12 protein-coding genes are annotated in these 15,336 nt (G+C 62.5%); 7 read left to right on the forward strand and 5 right to left on the reverse strand.

Translation table 11 applies throughout. The features are described from left to right. Window positions 1–217 precede the first annotated feature (217 nt). The 3 genes from recN (at window position 218) to QZ564_RS10210 (ending at window position 5,459) form a co-directional block, all read left to right on the forward strand. Complete coding sequence (gene recN / locus QZ564_RS10200; protein WP_297108843.1) at window positions 218–1,888, forward strand: DNA repair protein RecN; 1,671 nt, start codon at window positions 218–220, stop codon at window positions 1,886–1,888. A 138-nt stretch (window positions 1,889–2,026) separates the two neighbouring features. Beyond that, entirely contained in the window at window positions 2,027–4,192 is a 2,166-nt protein-coding gene (gene ligA / locus QZ564_RS10205) for an NAD-dependent DNA ligase LigA (RefSeq protein ID WP_297108963.1), read from the forward strand. A gap of 19 nt (window positions 4,193–4,211) precedes the next feature. Then, the gene (locus QZ564_RS10210) at window positions 4,212–5,459 is read left to right on the forward strand and encodes a hypothetical protein (RefSeq protein WP_297108846.1); all 1,248 of its coding nucleotides are present in this window, start codon (window positions 4,212–4,214) and stop codon (window positions 5,457–5,459) included. Window positions 5,460–5,468: 9 nt separating this feature from the next. Here QZ564_RS10210 and QZ564_RS10215 read toward each other — a convergent pair whose 3' ends face one another. Next, complete coding sequence (locus QZ564_RS10215; RefSeq protein WP_297108849.1) at window positions 5,469–7,292, reverse strand: aminopeptidase P family protein; 1,824 nt, start codon at window positions 7,290–7,292, stop codon at window positions 5,469–5,471. Between the two features lie 121 nt (window positions 7,293–7,413). On the opposite strand from QZ564_RS10215, the gene QZ564_RS10220 reads away from it, so the two are divergent. Beyond that, entirely contained in the window at window positions 7,414–7,545 is a 132-nt protein-coding gene (locus QZ564_RS10220) for a hypothetical protein (protein ID WP_297108852.1), read from the forward strand. A 119-nt stretch (window positions 7,546–7,664) separates the two neighbouring features. Continuing rightward, entirely contained in the window at window positions 7,665–7,796 is a 132-nt protein-coding gene (locus QZ564_RS10225) for a hypothetical protein (RefSeq protein WP_280114011.1), read from the forward strand. A 119-nt stretch (window positions 7,797–7,915) separates the two neighbouring features. On the opposite strand, the gene QZ564_RS10230 is transcribed toward QZ564_RS10225, so the two are convergent. Beyond that, complete coding sequence (locus QZ564_RS10230; protein WP_297108855.1) at window positions 7,916–8,785, reverse strand: 50S ribosomal protein L11 methyltransferase; 870 nt, start codon at window positions 8,783–8,785, stop codon at window positions 7,916–7,918. 122 nt (window positions 8,786–8,907) lie between these two features. On the opposite strand from QZ564_RS10230, the gene QZ564_RS10235 reads away from it, so the two are divergent. Next, window positions 8,908–9,198: a putative quinol monooxygenase gene (locus QZ564_RS10235; RefSeq protein WP_297108858.1), complete on the forward strand. Its 291-nt coding sequence runs from the start codon at window positions 8,908–8,910 to the stop codon at window positions 9,196–9,198. A gap of 134 nt (window positions 9,199–9,332) precedes the next feature. On the opposite strand, the gene QZ564_RS10240 is transcribed toward QZ564_RS10235, so the two are convergent. From QZ564_RS10240 to QZ564_RS10250, 3 genes are all read right to left on the reverse strand, one after another. Next, a complete protein-coding gene (locus QZ564_RS10240; protein ID WP_297108861.1) occupies window positions 9,333–9,650 on the reverse strand; it encodes a heavy metal-binding domain-containing protein in 318 nt (105 codons plus the stop codon). Between the two features lie 112 nt (window positions 9,651–9,762). After that, window positions 9,763–10,536, reverse strand: coding sequence for a hypothetical protein (locus tag QZ564_RS10245; protein ID WP_297108864.1), 774 nt, complete (start codon window positions 10,534–10,536; stop codon window positions 9,763–9,765). A 1-nt stretch (window position 10,537) separates the two neighbouring features. Further along, the gene (locus QZ564_RS10250; protein WP_297108867.1) at window positions 10,538–12,877 is read right to left on the reverse strand and encodes a UvrD-helicase domain-containing protein; all 2,340 of its coding nucleotides are present in this window, start codon (window positions 12,875–12,877) and stop codon (window positions 10,538–10,540) included. A gap of 208 nt (window positions 12,878–13,085) precedes the next feature. On the opposite strand from QZ564_RS10250, the gene QZ564_RS10255 reads away from it, so the two are divergent. After that, window positions 13,086–15,266, forward strand: a complete 2,181-nt coding sequence (locus tag QZ564_RS10255) for an esterase-like activity of phytase family protein (RefSeq protein ID WP_297108869.1) — start codon at window positions 13,086–13,088, stop codon at window positions 15,264–15,266. Window positions 15,267–15,336: the final 70 nt, after the last annotated feature.

Consider the following 15,336-nt stretch of genomic DNA (forward strand, 5'->3'; position numbering starts at 1 on the left):
CTCGCCCCGCAGCTCAATTCGGGCAGCTGGCTCGCCGCACACCGGGCTTAAGCACCGGCAAATAATCCATGTTGCCATTTTGTTCCGGGACGCTATCATGCGTCCCGGTTTCGTTTTGCGCCGACTAAGCTGTGGACGGGTGCCGGGCCGGCACGAGTTCCGGGGGCAGAGGTGGTAGAAGCGGGCCATTGGTGTTCAGCCACGGGAACAAATGCGCATGCTCAACGCGCTGTCAGTCCGAAATATCGTCCTTATCGATCAACTTGACCTGGCGCTCGACGCGGGGATGACGGTGCTCACCGGTGAAACAGGCGCCGGCAAGTCAATCCTGCTCGACGCCTTGACCCTGGCCCTGGGCGGTCGGGGCGACGCCTCGCTGGTGCGGCAGGGGCAGGAGAGCGGGCAGGTGGTGGCGGTGCTGGAACTGTCGGCCGACCATCCGGCGCGGGCGCTGCTGCGCGAGAACGCCATTCCGGACGATGAAGACGTGATCCTGCGCCGGGTGCAGTTCGCCGACGGGCGCACACGGGCCTTCATCAATGATCAGCCGGTCTCTGCCTCACTGCTCCAGAAAGTGGGCAGCCAGGTGGTGGAGATCCACGGGCAGCATGACGACCGCGCTCTGGTGGACGTGGCGACGCACCGGGCGGCGCTCGACGCCTTTGGCGAGCTTGGGGGCGAGGCCAGTGCGGTGCGCGACTGCTGGGCGGCGCTGGTAGAGGCGCAGCAGGCGGTGGAGGAGCAGCGGGCGCTGGTCGCCGAAGCGCTGGCGGCGGAGGACTATGCCCGCCATACGGTGGAGGAACTGAGCAAGCTCAAGCCCGTTTCCGGTGAGGAAGCGGAGCTGGCCGAGCGGCGCCAGCAATTGCAGCAGGCTGAAAAGGCCGCCGCTGATGTGGTCGAGATCGACGAGCTTCTCAACGGGCCGAACGCGCCGACCCCCGCGTTGGCCTCGCTGATGCGCCGGCTGATGCGCAAGATCGACGGCGGGGCGGAGCTGTTCCAGCCCATTGTTGACGCGCTGGACGGTTCATTGGCTGCGCTCGACCGCACCACCGATGCGCTTGACGAGCTGAAGCGCGAAATGGCCTTCGATCCGGGCGAGTTGGAAGCGGTGGAGGAGCGACTGTTCGCCTTGCGGGCCGCAGCGCGCAAGCACCAGACCGATTGTGACGGGTTGATCGCCATACTCGCCAAATATGAAGGTGATCTGGATACGCTGCAGAGCGGGGAGAGCCGGCTCAAGGCATTGGAGGCCGAAGAGGCAACGGCTCGCGCCCGTTACAGGGAGGCTGCTGACATTCTCAGTGCGGGACGCAAGCAGGCCGCCAAGGCGCTGAGCGCTGCGGTGGAGGCAGAACTGCCGGACCTCAAGCTTGGGGCGGCCCGGTTTATCGTCGATCACCAGGTCGATGCCGATCGCGTTTCGGCCACCGGTTATGATCAGATCGCCTTCCACGTGCAGACCAATCCGGGGACGGCGGCCGGCCCGCTGCTCAAGGTGGCCTCGGGCGGCGAATTGAGCCGGTTCCTGCTGGCGCTCAAGGTGGTGCTGGCCGATCGCGGATCGGCGCCGGTGCTGATCTTCGACGAAATCGACACCGGCGTGGGTGGGGCGGTGGCCGATGCCATTGGGCGCCGGCTGGCGCGGCTGGCCAGCAATGTGCAGGTGCTCACCGTTACCCATGCGCCGCAGGTGGCTGCGGGCGCCAATCGGCACCTGCTGATCGAAAAGCAGATGGTGGAGGAGGGCGCCTTCATGCGCACTCATGTTCGGCCATTGGACAAGGCGGCGCGGCAGGAGGAAGTGGCGCGCATGCTGGCCGGGGCCGAAATCACCAAGGAAGCGCGCGCTGCTGCCAAGAAATTGCTTGGGGCGGTGGGATAAGACCGGCCCGGCCGAAGCCAAATTGACCTCATCCCGCGCTTGTCGAAGGGCGCAGTCGCGGCCACAGTGTTGCTGCCTCGTGGTTGGACAGACACACCATGAGGTTCACGATGATATTCGAGTATCCCCATGTCCGAATTGCCCCAAAAAGACGTTGTCGACCTTTCCGAAGACGAGGCCCGCGCCGAACTGGAGCGGCTGGCTGCGGCGATTGCGGCGGCGGATGTTGCCTATCATCAGCAGGACAGGCCAGAAATTTCGGATGCGGCGTATGACGCCCTGAAGCGGCGGAATGATGCAATCGAACAGGCCTTTCCCGAACTGGTGCGCATCGACAGCCCATCGGGCCGGGTCGGTGCTGCGCCGGCAGAGGGCTTTGCCAAGGTGCGCCATGGCGTGCCCATGCTCAGCCTCGCCAATGCCTTTGAAGATGACGACGTCACCGATTTTGTGGCGCGGGCGCGAAAGTTCTTCATGCAGGATATTCTGCGCGATCCCGATTTCGCGCTGGCCTTCACCGCCGAACCCAAGATCGACGGCCTGTCGGCCTCGTTGCGCTACGAGGATGGTGTCTTTGTGCGCGGAGCGACACGCGGCGATGGCACCGAAGGCGAGGATATTACCGAGAACCTCAAGACCATTGGCGACATTCCGCACCGGCTCAAGGGCTCGGGTTGGCCGGCGGTGATCGAGATCCGCGGCGAGGTCTATATGACTCATGCCGAATTCAGGCGATTGAAGGAGCATTCGGCCAAGTACGGCGGGCAGGATTATGTCAATCCGCGCAACACTGCCGCCGGTTCGCTGCGCCAGAAGGACCCGAGGATCACGGCCAGCCGCAATCTCAATTTCTTCGCCTATGCCTGGGGCATAGCCGAGGATGCGGACGGCAATTCGACCCCGCCGGCGGAGACGCAGACCGAGGTGGTTCAGAAGTTCAAGGAATGGGGCTTTGTCACCAATCCGCTGATGATCAAGACGCAGTCGGCAGAGGAATTGCTGGCGCACTACCGCCAGATCGAGGCGCAGCGCGCGACGCTGGGCTATGACATCGACGGCGTTGTCTACAAGCTCGACCGGCTGGACCTGCAGCAACGTTGGGGCTTTGTGGCGCGGGCGCCGCGCTGGGCCATTGCGCACAAGTTCCCGGCCGAACAGGCGACGACAATCCTGACCGGCATCGACATTCAGGTGGGCCGCACGGGTGCCCTGACGCCAGTGGCGCGCCTGCAGCCGGTGACGGTGGGTGGCGTGGTGGTCGAGAACGCGACGCTGCACAATGAGGATTACATCAAGGGCATCGGCAATAATGGCGAGCCGATCCGCAATGGTGTCGACCTGCGGGTGGGCGACACGGTGATCGTGCAGCGCGCCGGAGACGTCATCCCGCAGATCGTGGATGTGGTGCTCGACAAGCGGCCCGAGGATGCACAGCCCTTTGTTTTTCCGCATATCTGCCCGGCGTGTGGCTCGGAGGCGGTGCGCGAGCTCAACGAAAAAACCGGCAAGCTCGACAGCGTGCGGCGCTGCACCGGGGAAATGATCTGTCCGGCGCAGGCCGTGGAGAACCTCAAGCATTTCGTGGCGCGCGATGCGCTCGATATCGACGGGCTCGGCGACAAGCAGGTTGCCCAGTTCTATGCCGAAGGGCGCATTGCCCGTCCCGCCGATATCTTCACCCTCAAGGCGCGCGACGAGCGGGCCATCAAGAAATTGAAGGATGCCGATGGCTTCGGGCCGGTGTCGGTCAAGAAGCTGTTCGATGCCATCGATGCGCGGCGCGAGCCGGAACTGGATCGGTTCATCTACGCCCTGGGCATCCGCCATGTGGGCGAGACCACGGCGGCCGTGCTGGCCAAGGAGTTCGGCACCATCGAAAACTTCCGGGACACGGCCATTGCTGCGGCGCATCACGAGGATGGGCATTCGGTGTTTCCCGAAATCGGTGGCATCGGCGAGACGGTGCGCTCCTCTGTCATGGCGTTTTTTGCCAATGAGCGTAACGTGCAGGCGCTGGACGACCTGCTGGCCGAGGTGAAACCGCAGCCCTATGTCGTGACGATCTCCGCGGACAGCGTGGTTGCCGGCAAGACTGTGGTGTTTACCGGTAGCCTGGAACGCATGACCCGGACGGAGGCCAAGGCCATGGCCGAGCGGCTGGGGGCGAAGGTCGCCGGTTCTGTGTCGGGCGCGACCGACATATTGGTGGCTGGACCGGGCGCGGGTTCGAAGCTGAAGAAGGCTGAGGAACTGGGCGTCGAAGTGATCAGCGAGGACGAATGGTTCGAGCGAGTCAGCAAGTAAATTGAGGCGAGAGGGTGCGATGCGCAGATTGATCGGTGCGGCTCTGGCCGTGATGATGGTGCCGGGGGCCGCATTGGCCAGTCCGGCTGGCGAGCAATTGGCGCAGCACCTTTATGCGGGCACTGCCGATCATGGCTATTACGAGGAAGAGTGCGCCAAGTTCCACATGGATGCTTGCTTCGGTCAAGGGCTCATCGATCTGATCGGTGCGGTCGAAGGACTGTCGCAAGCGCTCTACCGCCACGGCGCGGTGACGCCGCGCATGCCGGCCGCTGCCATCCTCTTGGGGATCGACTCGGATCTGCCGGCGGGTCCTGCTAATCCTGACCCGGAAGCGCTCGACTACGACCAGTTGCGGAGCATCCTGAACGATTTTGTTGTCCGACTGGACGCTGCCAAATGGGCCTTCGAGACGGCTGGATCAGGTGGTGATTTCACTGTCTCCATCGATCCGCTGCGCGTACGCCTCGACATCGATGGCGATGGCACGGTGGGCGAGGGCGAGACCCTAGGCAGTCTGCTCGGCGACGTGATGGCACCGCCACAAACCAAGACCAAAGGCGACAAGAGCCTTGTGCCCGACATGACGATCGGGTTCGACCAGGCCGACGCCTTCTGGTTCGCAGGGTATACGCAGGTAGCGGCGGCGCCGTTCGATTTCATGCTGGCGCATGACTTTTCCGAGCTGTTCCAAGCCATCGGGCATCGGCTGTTCCCCAAGGCGGGATTGCCCATGCAGGACTATTCCCGCGGCGGCACGCTGATGATGGACCCGGAAACCGATACCTTCATTGCCGATCTGATCGCGGCCCTGCACACCAGCCGCTTTCCCGTTACTGACCGCGAGCGTTTCGCCGGGGTGCTGGCGCGCCTGCAGTCGGTGACTGCATTCTCCCGCCAGAACTGGGAGGCCATTCTGGCCGAAACAGACGACAATCGCGAGCTGGTGCCTTCGCCGCGCCAGACGTCACTTGTGCCGGACCAACCGGTGACGCAAGAGATAGTCGATGCCTGGATGGCCACGCTGGACACGGTAGACGAGATTCTCACCGGCGAATTGCTGATCCCGCATTGGCGGTTCCGGCAGGGGTTTGATCTCAAGCTCTTTTTCGAGACAGCTGAGGAAACCGACTTTGTCATGCTGCTGGCAGGGCAGGGGGCGCTGCCGTTCCTGAGCCGGGGCCCAGTTGCCGATGCCGACAGCTTCGCCGCCGGCAATCGGGTGTTCGGGGACAATTGGCCCAATTTCGCGCTATGGTTCAATTGAGCCGATAGCTCAGATCGGAGCGGTCGCGTCCTTGAGCCAGCTCTTGGCCGCGCCACCCACCAGGGGACCGATCTCGGACCAGACGCGGGCGTGATAGGAGTTCAGCCAGTCGCGTTCGGCGGGCGTCATGAGAGACATGTCGATCAGGCGGGTATCGATGGGTGCCAGGGTCAGGGTTTCAAACTCGAGAAAACCCGGATGGTCGCTGGCGTCGCGCACCGTGATCAGGTTTTCGATGCGGATGCCGTATTCGCCGGCCTTGTAGTAGCCGGGTTCATTGGAGAGGATATTGCCCGCCTCAAGCGGCGTGGTATAGCGCGAGGAAATGCCCACCGGCCCTTCATGGACACCGAGAAAGGCGCCGACGCCGTGGCCCGTGCCATGATTGTAGGTGACCCCGGCCTGCCAGAGGAACTGGCGGGCCAGAACGTCGATCTGGGCGCCACTGGTGCCCGCGGGAAAGCGTGCCAATGAAATGGCGATCATGCCCTTGAGCACCCGGGTGTAGCGGTCTTTCTGCTCGGCGGTGGCGGGGCCGGTCGACAGGGTACGGGTGATGTCGGTGGTACCCGAGAGATATTGCGCGCCGCTGTCGACCAGCATGAGCTCGCCGGCGCGCAGGCGGCGATCGGTTTTCTTCGTCACGCGATAGTGGACAATGGCACCGTTCGGACCAGCGCCCGAGATGGTGTCGAAGCTGGCATCGACACAGCTGTCTTCCTCCCGGCGGAAGCTTTCCAGTGCGGTGACAATGCCGATTTCGGTCAGTTCGCCCTTGGGGGCCTCGGCATCGAACCAGGCGAGGAATTTCGCCAGCGCGACACCGTCGAGCTTATGGGCTTCGCGCATGCCGGCCAGCTCGGCCTCGTTCTTGCGCGATTTGGGGCCCAGCACCGGGTCGCGCTTTTCGATCACCTTCGCGCCGCTGCCGCGCAAGGTTTCAGCCACGGCAGCTGGGGCGGTCTGCGGATCGACGATGACGGATTTGCCGGCGCTGCCCAGCTTCTCCAGGGCCTTGGCGAAGGTGCTTGCCTTGGCAATTCGCGCCACGCCTTCCAGCGACTTGCTGAGGTCCGGCGTGATCTTGGCGGCATCGAGATAGAGCGTGGGCAGGCCGGCCTTGGGCACAATGGCGAAGCCGAGCACGAAGGGCGTGTTAGGCACGTCGCGGCCACGCATATTGAGCAGCCAGCAGATGGATTCGGGCAGGGTCAGCGCCACAGCGTCGGCCTTTTCGGCGGCGAGCACCTGCCGCAGATAGGCGATCTTGTCGCTCGCCGTCTTGCCGGCGCGGTTGTGGCCGAGAAACTCGATGGGGCTGACGGGTGGTGCCGGGCGGTCGATCCAGATGGCATCGACCAGATTGGCATGCGGAACAACCTCGGCGTGACCGGCCAGCTTCTCGCTGATGTCGCGCACTTCGCCGGGGGTATGCAGCCAAGGGTCATAGGCCAGCCGGCCGCCCTTGGGCACATAGGACTTGATCTCGGGGCTGACACCGCCCTGGGTCACCTCATGCACCGTCACCTTGCTGGTGTCGGTCTGGGCGGGCGCCTGCAGCGTATAACGGCTGTCGACAAAAAGAGCGGCTTTCTTCGGGCCGATGACGGCCATGCCAGCGGAGCCGGTGAAGCCGGTAACATAGGCCAGGCGTGCCTCGCTGGCTGGAACCGACTCGCCCCGATGGGCGTCGGCGCGGGGAATGAGCACGACGTCGATGCCCGCTTTTTGCATGGCTGCTCTCAGCGCAGCGATGCGGGGAGCCACCTGAGAAGGGTCGGATTTTTCTTCAAAGCTTTGAAATACAGCGGGTTCGAATGATTGATTGGTCATTATTGGTCCTAGTGACGGCCCAAGGAGGAATGCATCCTTGGCATGGCTGTCCTGATGTCTTGTCTCTGGTTTTGCGGTGGGCAAAGCCTATCTTGTGGGCAAGAGAACAGGAGCCCATGAAATGAGCAAGCAGAACAATCTCTTCCAGCGTGCCGTCAACGCCATCGTCGAAGGCCGTACCCGCCAGGCCGAGCGTTTCATCGCCCGTTTCGAGCGTGAGCACGACCTGGGCCGCAAGGTAAACGGCCGTTAAGCCTGCCTTGCGAATTCGGCATGGCTGACTTGCCGGCAGAGCCCTTATCAGGGCGGTGCGAACAGCCTATCTGGACGATGTCGGGCGGCAACAGATCGCCCGTCGCATGGAGTGACGAAATGACTGAGAGCAAGAACGGTTTCCGCAACGCATTGGGTGGTCTTATCGACGCTCGTGGTCGCGAAGCCTCCCGCCAGGTCAGCTATCGCATGCAGCACCAGTTGATCGGCGCGGTAACCAAGCGCCCGTAAGGCTGCTGATTCCAAATAGCTGACGATCAATGCCGAGTCCCCGGAGCCTGCTTCGGGGATTTTTGTTTTTGGGGCACGCTCGACGTTGCCGCGATTTCTCCCCCCAATGGGGAGAAGGATCAGTTCTTCTCCAGCACCAGCGTGGTCCAGTCCTTGCGCTTCAAATGATCCTTGAGTGCAAAGTCGGCCGCTTTGTAGGCGGCGATGACGCCATCGGCCTGGGTGTTGAGAATGCCTGAGAGGATGGCCGTGCCGCCCGGCTGGGTGATCTGGCCGACGCCCGGCGCCAGCTCGACCAGCGGACCGGCGAGGATATTGGCCACCACCAGATCATAGGGCGCGCGGGCAGTGATCTCCTCGTGGTCGAGGCCGGTGGCTTCGATGGCGTTGATCTGGTCGCCAACACCATTCTCGACAGCGTTGTCGACAGTGGTGCTGACCGCAATCGGGTCGATATCGGTGGCCAGGATCACCGCTTCGAGGCGCTTGGCCAGCGCGATGGCGAGAACGCCCGTGCCGGTGCCGATGTCGATCATGCGGGTGGGCGTGCGGTCTACCAGCAGGGCTTCGATGGCTTCCAGACACCCCGTGGTGGTTTCGTGGTGGCCCGTGCCGAAGGCCTGGGCGGCGTCGATCTTCATCGGCGTCAGGCCATCGGGGATGGGGCCGGTCTCGTGACTGCCATAGACGTAGAAGCCGCCGGCGATGACCGGGGCCAGGCCTTCGAGCGACTTGGCGACCCAATTGACCTCCGGATCGATCGGCTCGACCGAGAAGATGACATCGCCGCCCAGTATCTCACGTGCGAGCGCGGAGAAGGCGGCAATGTCCGGCGGGCTGTCGCAGGTGGCTTCAAAGATCCACTCACCAGTGTTCTCGTTCTCGTGCGCCGAGGCGGTCAGGGCCAGGTCGTCGCGCTCGGAGACGGCATCGACCAAAGCATAGGCCTGCTCCTTGGTCAGGGAGACGGAAAGCTGATCGACGGACATGGAAAAAGCCTTGCGCTGATAGGGTGGCTTTCCTTGCGTCAGGGGCAGGGCTGAAGTCAAGGATGGGGCTTGACGGGTTTGCCTATGACGTTCATCATTTGTTCCGAACTGAGGGGCGCAGAATGTATGGACTGATCGGGCGGATGTTGGCCGTGGAGGGGCGGCGCGAGGAATTACTGGCGGTGTTGCTGGAGGGGAACGCGGCCATGCCGGGTTGCCGCTCCTATGTGATCGCGTGCGATCCGGGCAGCGGCGATGGCATCTGGATCAGCGAAGTCTGGGATAGCCGGGAGCAGCACCAGGCCTCGCTGCACCTGCCGCATGTGCAGGCGACGATTGCCAAGGCAAAGCCGATGATCGCGGGTTTTGCGGAGCGCTTTGAAACCGAGCCAAAGGGTGGGATCGGAGTTTAGGCGTTCGGGGCAAATGGCTCCCCGGGGCATAAAGCCGTCCCCGAACTTGATCCGAGGACCGGTCGCAACGCGGGCCGGGCCGACAATGGCCCTCGGGTCAGGCCCGAGGGTGGGGCGGTTTTCTGGTCAGGCTTCTAGAGCTTCACCGCAGTGCCCGAAACCGAGACCATCAGCATCGAGCCACCCTGACCGACCACTTCATAGTCGATATCGACGCCGACCACGGCATCGGCGCCCATGCGGCGGGCCTCTTCTTCCAGTTCGCGGAAGGCCTCGTGGCGGGCGTCGCGCAGGGCACCCTCATAGGCGCCGGCGCGACCGCCGACGATGTCGCGGATGCCGGCGAACAGGTCCTTAAAGATATTGGCGCCCACGATCACCTCGCCGGTGGCAATGCCGAGATAGTCCCGGATGGGGCGGCCTTCGAGATTGGGGGTGGTGGAGATGATCATGGGTTTGGCTCCTATGCGAAGAACACAAATAGGCCGGTTCAGCTGACTGTGAAAGGGCAGGCGTTCGACGAAGCAGCCAATGTCTCACGCCATCGTTCGCGAGAAGCAAGCGTTATGCTTGCGCTGCAGACGCCTCGAAACCCAAGTCCTGCGCCAAGACTTGGAATTTGGCATACCCCCCTGCAACCTCGGGGAAAGCCACGGCAGAAGGGTCATCCTCAAATGTCAGCGCGGGAACGCGTGCCTCAGTCCGGGTGCCCCTACCACATGCCACCACGTGCATAAACGGACTGACGCCCGGCACCGGATTTTCCTTGACTTGATCGCTCAATGACTGGGCAAGAACTGACGCTATTGATCCTCCCCAATTGGAGAAATTAACAATAAAATTTGGAGTGTTGAAGTATTGCTCCGCCCAGCTTCGATAGATTTCATGTTGTTGGCCACTTCCAATCTGCATCGAACCGAACCGAGGCAGAATGCGCGGTTTGAATGTCGGCGAGCTCATTCTGATTAGGGTCGTGAACGGAAATGGGCCGTTGTTTCGGGGAGCCACGGCGGCGATTAGGATCGAACAGCGAGCAGCGCGTTCTCTCTCATCAAAACCAGAAAAAATCTGTGCAGCGTCGCGTGACCAGCGCTTGGCCACTGCTTCGGGTTTCCAGATGACTTCGGGCTGGTTGTCCGACCGAAGTTTCATCGCCAAATCTGTCAAAAGATGAAACCCAATTCGCACAGATCCGGAAAAGCCGGCGACCATGTCCCGTCCAACCCAGTGCACTTTGCGAACCAAATCGGCCTCGCGCTTATCGCCGAATGTCACTCGTGTATCGCCAATGATGAACGCTTGGCCGACCGGAGTGACCCCTCCGACTATCCAGGTCATCTCACCCCTTCTTGATAAAGCTTTCCAGCACCTTCTTGGTCCCGGCCTTTTCGAAGTCGATGGTCAGCTTGTTGCCTTCGATCTGGATGACTTCGCCATAGCCGAATTTGAGGTGGAACACGCGTTCCCCCAGAGCATAGCCGCTCGACTGGCCGCCGAGGTCGACGGAGCGGGCGACGAGGTCGCCCTCGATGGTCAGTGGACCACCGCCCTTGCGGCTGGCCTGGTTGGCGCGGGCGCGCTGCCAGCCGGGGGTTTCATAGACGCTTTCGAAGGGGTCGGCCTTGTTGAAGCGGCTGGAGGCACCGCCGCCATAGCCATAGCCGCCATAGGCCGAGCCACGATCGGTGACTTCCACCGCGTCGGGCGGTAGTTCGTCGATAAAGCGGGAGGGAATGGCCGATTGCCAGAGCCCGTGGATGCGCCGGTTCTGCGCGGCCGAGATGCGCACGCGCTTGCGGCCGCGGGTAATGCCGACATAGCCCAGGCGCCGCTCTTCCTCGAGCCCCGCGCGGCCAGACTCGTCCATCGAGCGCTGGCTGGGGAAGGTGCCGTCTTCCCAGCCGGGCAGGAAGACGGTGTCGAATTCGAGCCCCTTGGCAGAGTGCAGGGTCATGATGGTGACGGCATCGCTGGAATCGGCGCTGTCGCGATCCATGACCAGCGAGATGTGTTCGAGGAAACCGCCCAGGGACTCGAATTCCTCCATGGAGCGGCTGAGTTCCTTGAGGTTTTCCTTGCGGCCCTGGCTCTCGACCGACTTGTCGGCGCTCAGCATGTCCATATAGCCGCTTTCCTCGAGGATCTGCTCGACGAGCTGATAGGGCGGCAGGGTCTCGGCGCGATAGGCCCAGTCATCGAACTGGCCGACAAGAGAGCGCAGCGTCGTGCGCTGCTTGGGCTTCAAATCCTCGGTCTCCACCATCATGCGCACGGCCTGAAGCAGCGGCACCTGCATGTGCCGCGCGGTCTCCATCAGCATCTTGACGGTGGTGTCGCCCAGTCCGCGCTTGGGGACGTTGACGATGCGCTCGAAGGCGAGATCGTCCGCCGGCTGAGCGACCAGGCGCAGATAGGCCAGCGCGTCGCGGATTTCCTTGCGTTCGTAAAAGCGCGGGCCGCCGACGACGCGATAATTGAGCCCGAGCGTGATGAAGCGTTCTTCGAATTCGCGCATCTGGAAGGAAGCGCGCACAAGGATGGCCATGGAATTGAGCGCCTCGCCCTGGCGCTGATATTGCTCGATTTCCTCGCCGATGGTGCGGGCCTCTTCCTCGCTGTCGTAGACCTGCGTGAACGAGATCGGCTCGCCACCCTCGGCAATGTCGGTGAAGAGCGTCTTGCCCAGGCGCCCTTCATTATAGGCGATCAGGGTCGAGGCGGCCTTGAGGATATTGGCGGTGGAGCGGTAATTGCGCTCGAGCTTGATGACCTTGGCCCCGGGAAAATCGGTCTCGAAGCGCAGGATATTGTCCACCTCGGCGCCGCGCCAGCCATAGATGGATTGATCGTCGTCGCCCACCACGCAGATATTGGCTTCCGAGGCGGGCTTGCCTTGGGCCAGCAGACGCAGCCAGAGATATTGGGCGGTGTTGCTGTCCTGATATTCGTCGACGAGGATGTATTTGAAGCGGCGATGATATTCCGCCAGCACTTCCGGGTTCTCTCGGAACAGGCGAATGCATTCGAGCAGCAGGTCGCCGAAATCGGCGGCGTTGAGAGTCTTCAGGCGCGCCTGATAATCGTAATAGAGCTTGCCACCCTTGCCGTTGGCGAAATAGCCGCTGTCCGACGCGGGCACGTCCTTGGGCAGCAGGCCGCGGTTCTTCCAGGCGTCGAGCATGCCGGCGAACTGGCGGGCGGGCCAGCGCTTCTCATCGATGTCTTCAGCCGCCAGCAATTGCTTGATCAGGCGGATCTGGTCGTCGGTATCGAGAATGGTGAATTGTGGCTTGAGGTCCACCAGTTCGGCATGGCGCCGCAGGATGCGCGCCGAGATAGAGTGAAAGGTGCCGAGCCAAGGCATGCCCTCAAGCGCGTTGCCGACGAGATAGGCAATGCGGTCCTTCATCTCGCGGGCGGCCTTGTTGGTGAAGGTCACCGACAGAATTTCTGACGGCCAGGCCTTCTTCTCGCGCAGGATATGCGCGATGCGCGTGGTCAGCACCCGTGTCTTGCCGGTGCCAGCACCCGCTAGAACCAGCAATGGTCCTTCGGTTGAAAGCACGGCGTCGCGCTGCTCCGGATTAAGCCCGGACAGATAGTCCGGCCCTGCATTCTGCCGGAGCTGACTGGTGATCGGGCCGCCCTGGGGGCGGGGCAGGGGTGCGGTGTCGGGCATGCGCGCTTCTTTTTCCGAGGTCCGCGCTTTCCGGGGCAGATGCGCAGCCAGCCTTGACGAATCTCATTTTGTTCTTGCCCGCCAATATAGGGAGGACGGCCGGGTCTGTATAGAAGTCCGGCCTGTCACGGCATCGTCATGCTAGCGTCATCGGTCTGTTTTCCACCGCGCCTAAGCGGGGTCCGCATCATTCTGGGGGACCCGCATCATGATTGCCCAAAAGCGTCTCGCTGCCCTGAGCGCAGCCCTGCTTCTTTCCACGGCCGGCGTGCAGGCCGCCGATTATTTCAACCGCATTGCCAGCTTTCCGGTGGCGCTCAACACGCCCGAAGCCGACGAAACCTCGTCGGAAATCATCACCGTCTCTGAAGACGGCATGACCCTTATCTATTCCGACAGCCCGGCAGGTGGCGTCGGCTTCATCGACATCACCGACCCGAAAATGCCGAAGGCCGCCGGTTTCGTGGCGCTGGATGGCGAGCCGACCACTGTGGTGGTCGATGGTGGCAAGGTGTTTGTCGGCGTCAACACCTCCGAGAGCTATACCGAACCCTCGGGCAATCTCTCGACCATTGATCTCGCCACTCAGGCCGTTGAAGCCTCGTGCGATCTGGGCGGCCAGCCCGACTCCGTGGCCCGCAATGGAGACGGTTCGCTGATCGCCGTTGCCATCGAGAATGAGCGCGACGAAGATTTCAATGACGGCGAAATCCCGCAGATGCCGGCCGGTGCGCTGGCGCTGGTCAATGTCGTGGATGGCGCTGTTGCCTGCGACACGCTCAAGATTGTCGACCTGACCGGCCTGGCAGACGTGGCCGGAGATGATCCGGAACCGGAATATGTGTCGATCAACGGCCTCAATGAGGTTGTCGTTTCCCTCCAGGAAAACAACCACTTCGTGATCGTTGATGGCAATTCGGGTGAAGTGACCGCCAATTTCTCGGCTGGTTCGGTGAACCTCGAAAACATCGACGCCCAAGACAATGGCTCGCTCGACTTCACGGACATGCAGGCCGAACGCCTGCGCGAGCCCGATGCGGTCAAGTGGATCGACGATGAGCGCTTCGTGGTCGCCAATGAAGGCGACTATAATGGTGGCTCGCGCAGCTTCTCGATCTTCAACAAGGCCGGCGACATGCTGTTCGACAGCGGCGCCTCGCTCGACCACCTGGCGGCCCAGCTTGGGCACTATCCGGACAAGCGTTCCGACGCCAAGGGCGTGGAGCCGGAAGGCGTGGATGTCGCCAAGTTCGGTGACGACACCTATCTGCTGATCGGCCTCGAACGCGCTTCGCTGGTCGCCATCTACAAGGACACCGGCGCCGAGCCGGAATTCGTCCAGGCCATTCCGTCGGGCGTTGGCCCGGAAGGCGCCGTGGCGATCCCGGAACGCAACCTGCTGATCACGGCCAATGAGACCGATCTGGGTGCTGATGGCCTGGCCCGCAGCCATGTGATGATCTTCGAACTGGCCGAGGGCGAAGCGCCCGTTTATCCGCATATCATTTCGGATCTCGATGCCAATGGCCGTCCGCTGGGCTGGGTTGCCCTGTCGGGCCTGGTCGCTGACGCGGACGTGCCGGGCATGCTTTATGGTGTGTCCGACAGCTTCCTGGGCAATCAGCCCTCGATCTACACCATCGATGCCACTGCCCATCCCGCCCGCATCACCGCCAAGACCGTGGTGACCCGCAATGGCCACCCAGCCCAGAAGCTGGACCTGGAAGGCATTGCGCTGGACGGTGAAGGCGGCTTCTGGCTAGCTTCGGAAGGCCGCACCGACCGGCTGATCCCGCATGCACTTTACCGCGTTGATGCGGACGGCGAGATTGCCAAAGAAGTGCCATTCCCGGCCGAACTGCTGGCCGAGGAAATCCGCTTTGGTTCGGAAGGCATCACCATGATCGGTGAAGGTGACGACGCCACGCTCTGGATCGCCATCCAGCGCGAATGGAAGAACGACGCCAAGGGCACCGTGAAGCTGGTCTCCTACAATATCGCCAGCGGCGAATGGGGTGCGGTCAACTATCCGCTCGAAGCCCCGGCCGAAGGTGCCTGGGTCGGCCTTTCCGAAATCACCGCCCATGGCGACCTCGTCTATGTCGTGGAACGTGATAACCAGATTGGCGAGAAGGCCCAGCTCAAGGCGCTCTACAGCGTGCCGGTCAGCGAACTGGTGCCGGGCGAACTGGGCGGCGAATTGCCGACCGTGACCAAGACTTTGGTGCGCGATTTCATCCCCGACCTGACGTCGACCGGCGGCTATGTGCTGGACAAGGTCGAAGGCTTTGCCATCGACGCCAGCGGTGAGGGCTTTGTGGTGACCGATAATGACGGGGTCGACGACAGTTCGGGTGAAACCATGTTCTGGTCCATCGGTTCTCTTTAAGGTCTAGCCACTCGAGCATAGCTCTCATGGCCTTCTCACTAAATTCGCTCCGCCGGAGCGAATTTGCCGA

The organism is uncultured Devosia sp., from assembly GCF_913055165.1.
GTDB lineage: Bacteria > Pseudomonadota > Alphaproteobacteria > Rhizobiales > Devosiaceae > Devosia.

Bases quoted from the DNA above. Each gene is read 5' to 3' on its own strand.
- QZ564_RS10245 (WP_297108864.1), bottom strand. From the start codon at position 10,536: ATGACCTGGATAGTCGGAGGGGTCACTCCGGTCGGCCAAGCGTTCATC.
- QZ564_RS10230 (WP_297108855.1), bottom strand. From the start codon at position 8,785: ATGTCCGTCGATCAGCTTTCCGTCTCCCTGACCAAGGAGCAGGCCTAT.
- QZ564_RS10225 (WP_280114011.1), top strand. From the start codon at position 7,665: ATGACTGAGAGCAAGAACGGTTTCCGCAACGCATTGGGTGGTCTTATC.
- QZ564_RS10235 (WP_297108858.1), top strand. From the start codon at position 8,908: ATGTATGGACTGATCGGGCGGATGTTGGCCGTGGAGGGGCGGCGCGAG.
- QZ564_RS10240 (WP_297108861.1), bottom strand. From the start codon at position 9,650: ATGATCATCTCCACCACCCCCAATCTCGAAGGCCGCCCCATCCGGGAC.
- QZ564_RS10250 (WP_297108867.1), bottom strand. From the start codon at position 12,877: ATGCCCGACACCGCACCCCTGCCCCGCCCCCAGGGCGGCCCGATCACC.
- QZ564_RS10215 (WP_297108849.1), bottom strand. From the start codon at position 7,292: ATGACCAATCAATCATTCGAACCCGCTGTATTTCAAAGCTTTGAAGAA.
- recN (WP_297108843.1), top strand. From the start codon at position 218: ATGCTCAACGCGCTGTCAGTCCGAAATATCGTCCTTATCGATCAACTT.
- QZ564_RS10255 (WP_297108869.1), top strand. From the start codon at position 13,086: ATGATTGCCCAAAAGCGTCTCGCTGCCCTGAGCGCAGCCCTGCTTCTT.
- QZ564_RS10220 (WP_297108852.1), top strand. From the start codon at position 7,414: ATGAGCAAGCAGAACAATCTCTTCCAGCGTGCCGTCAACGCCATCGTC.
- QZ564_RS10210 (WP_297108846.1), top strand. From the start codon at position 4,212: ATGCGCAGATTGATCGGTGCGGCTCTGGCCGTGATGATGGTGCCGGGG.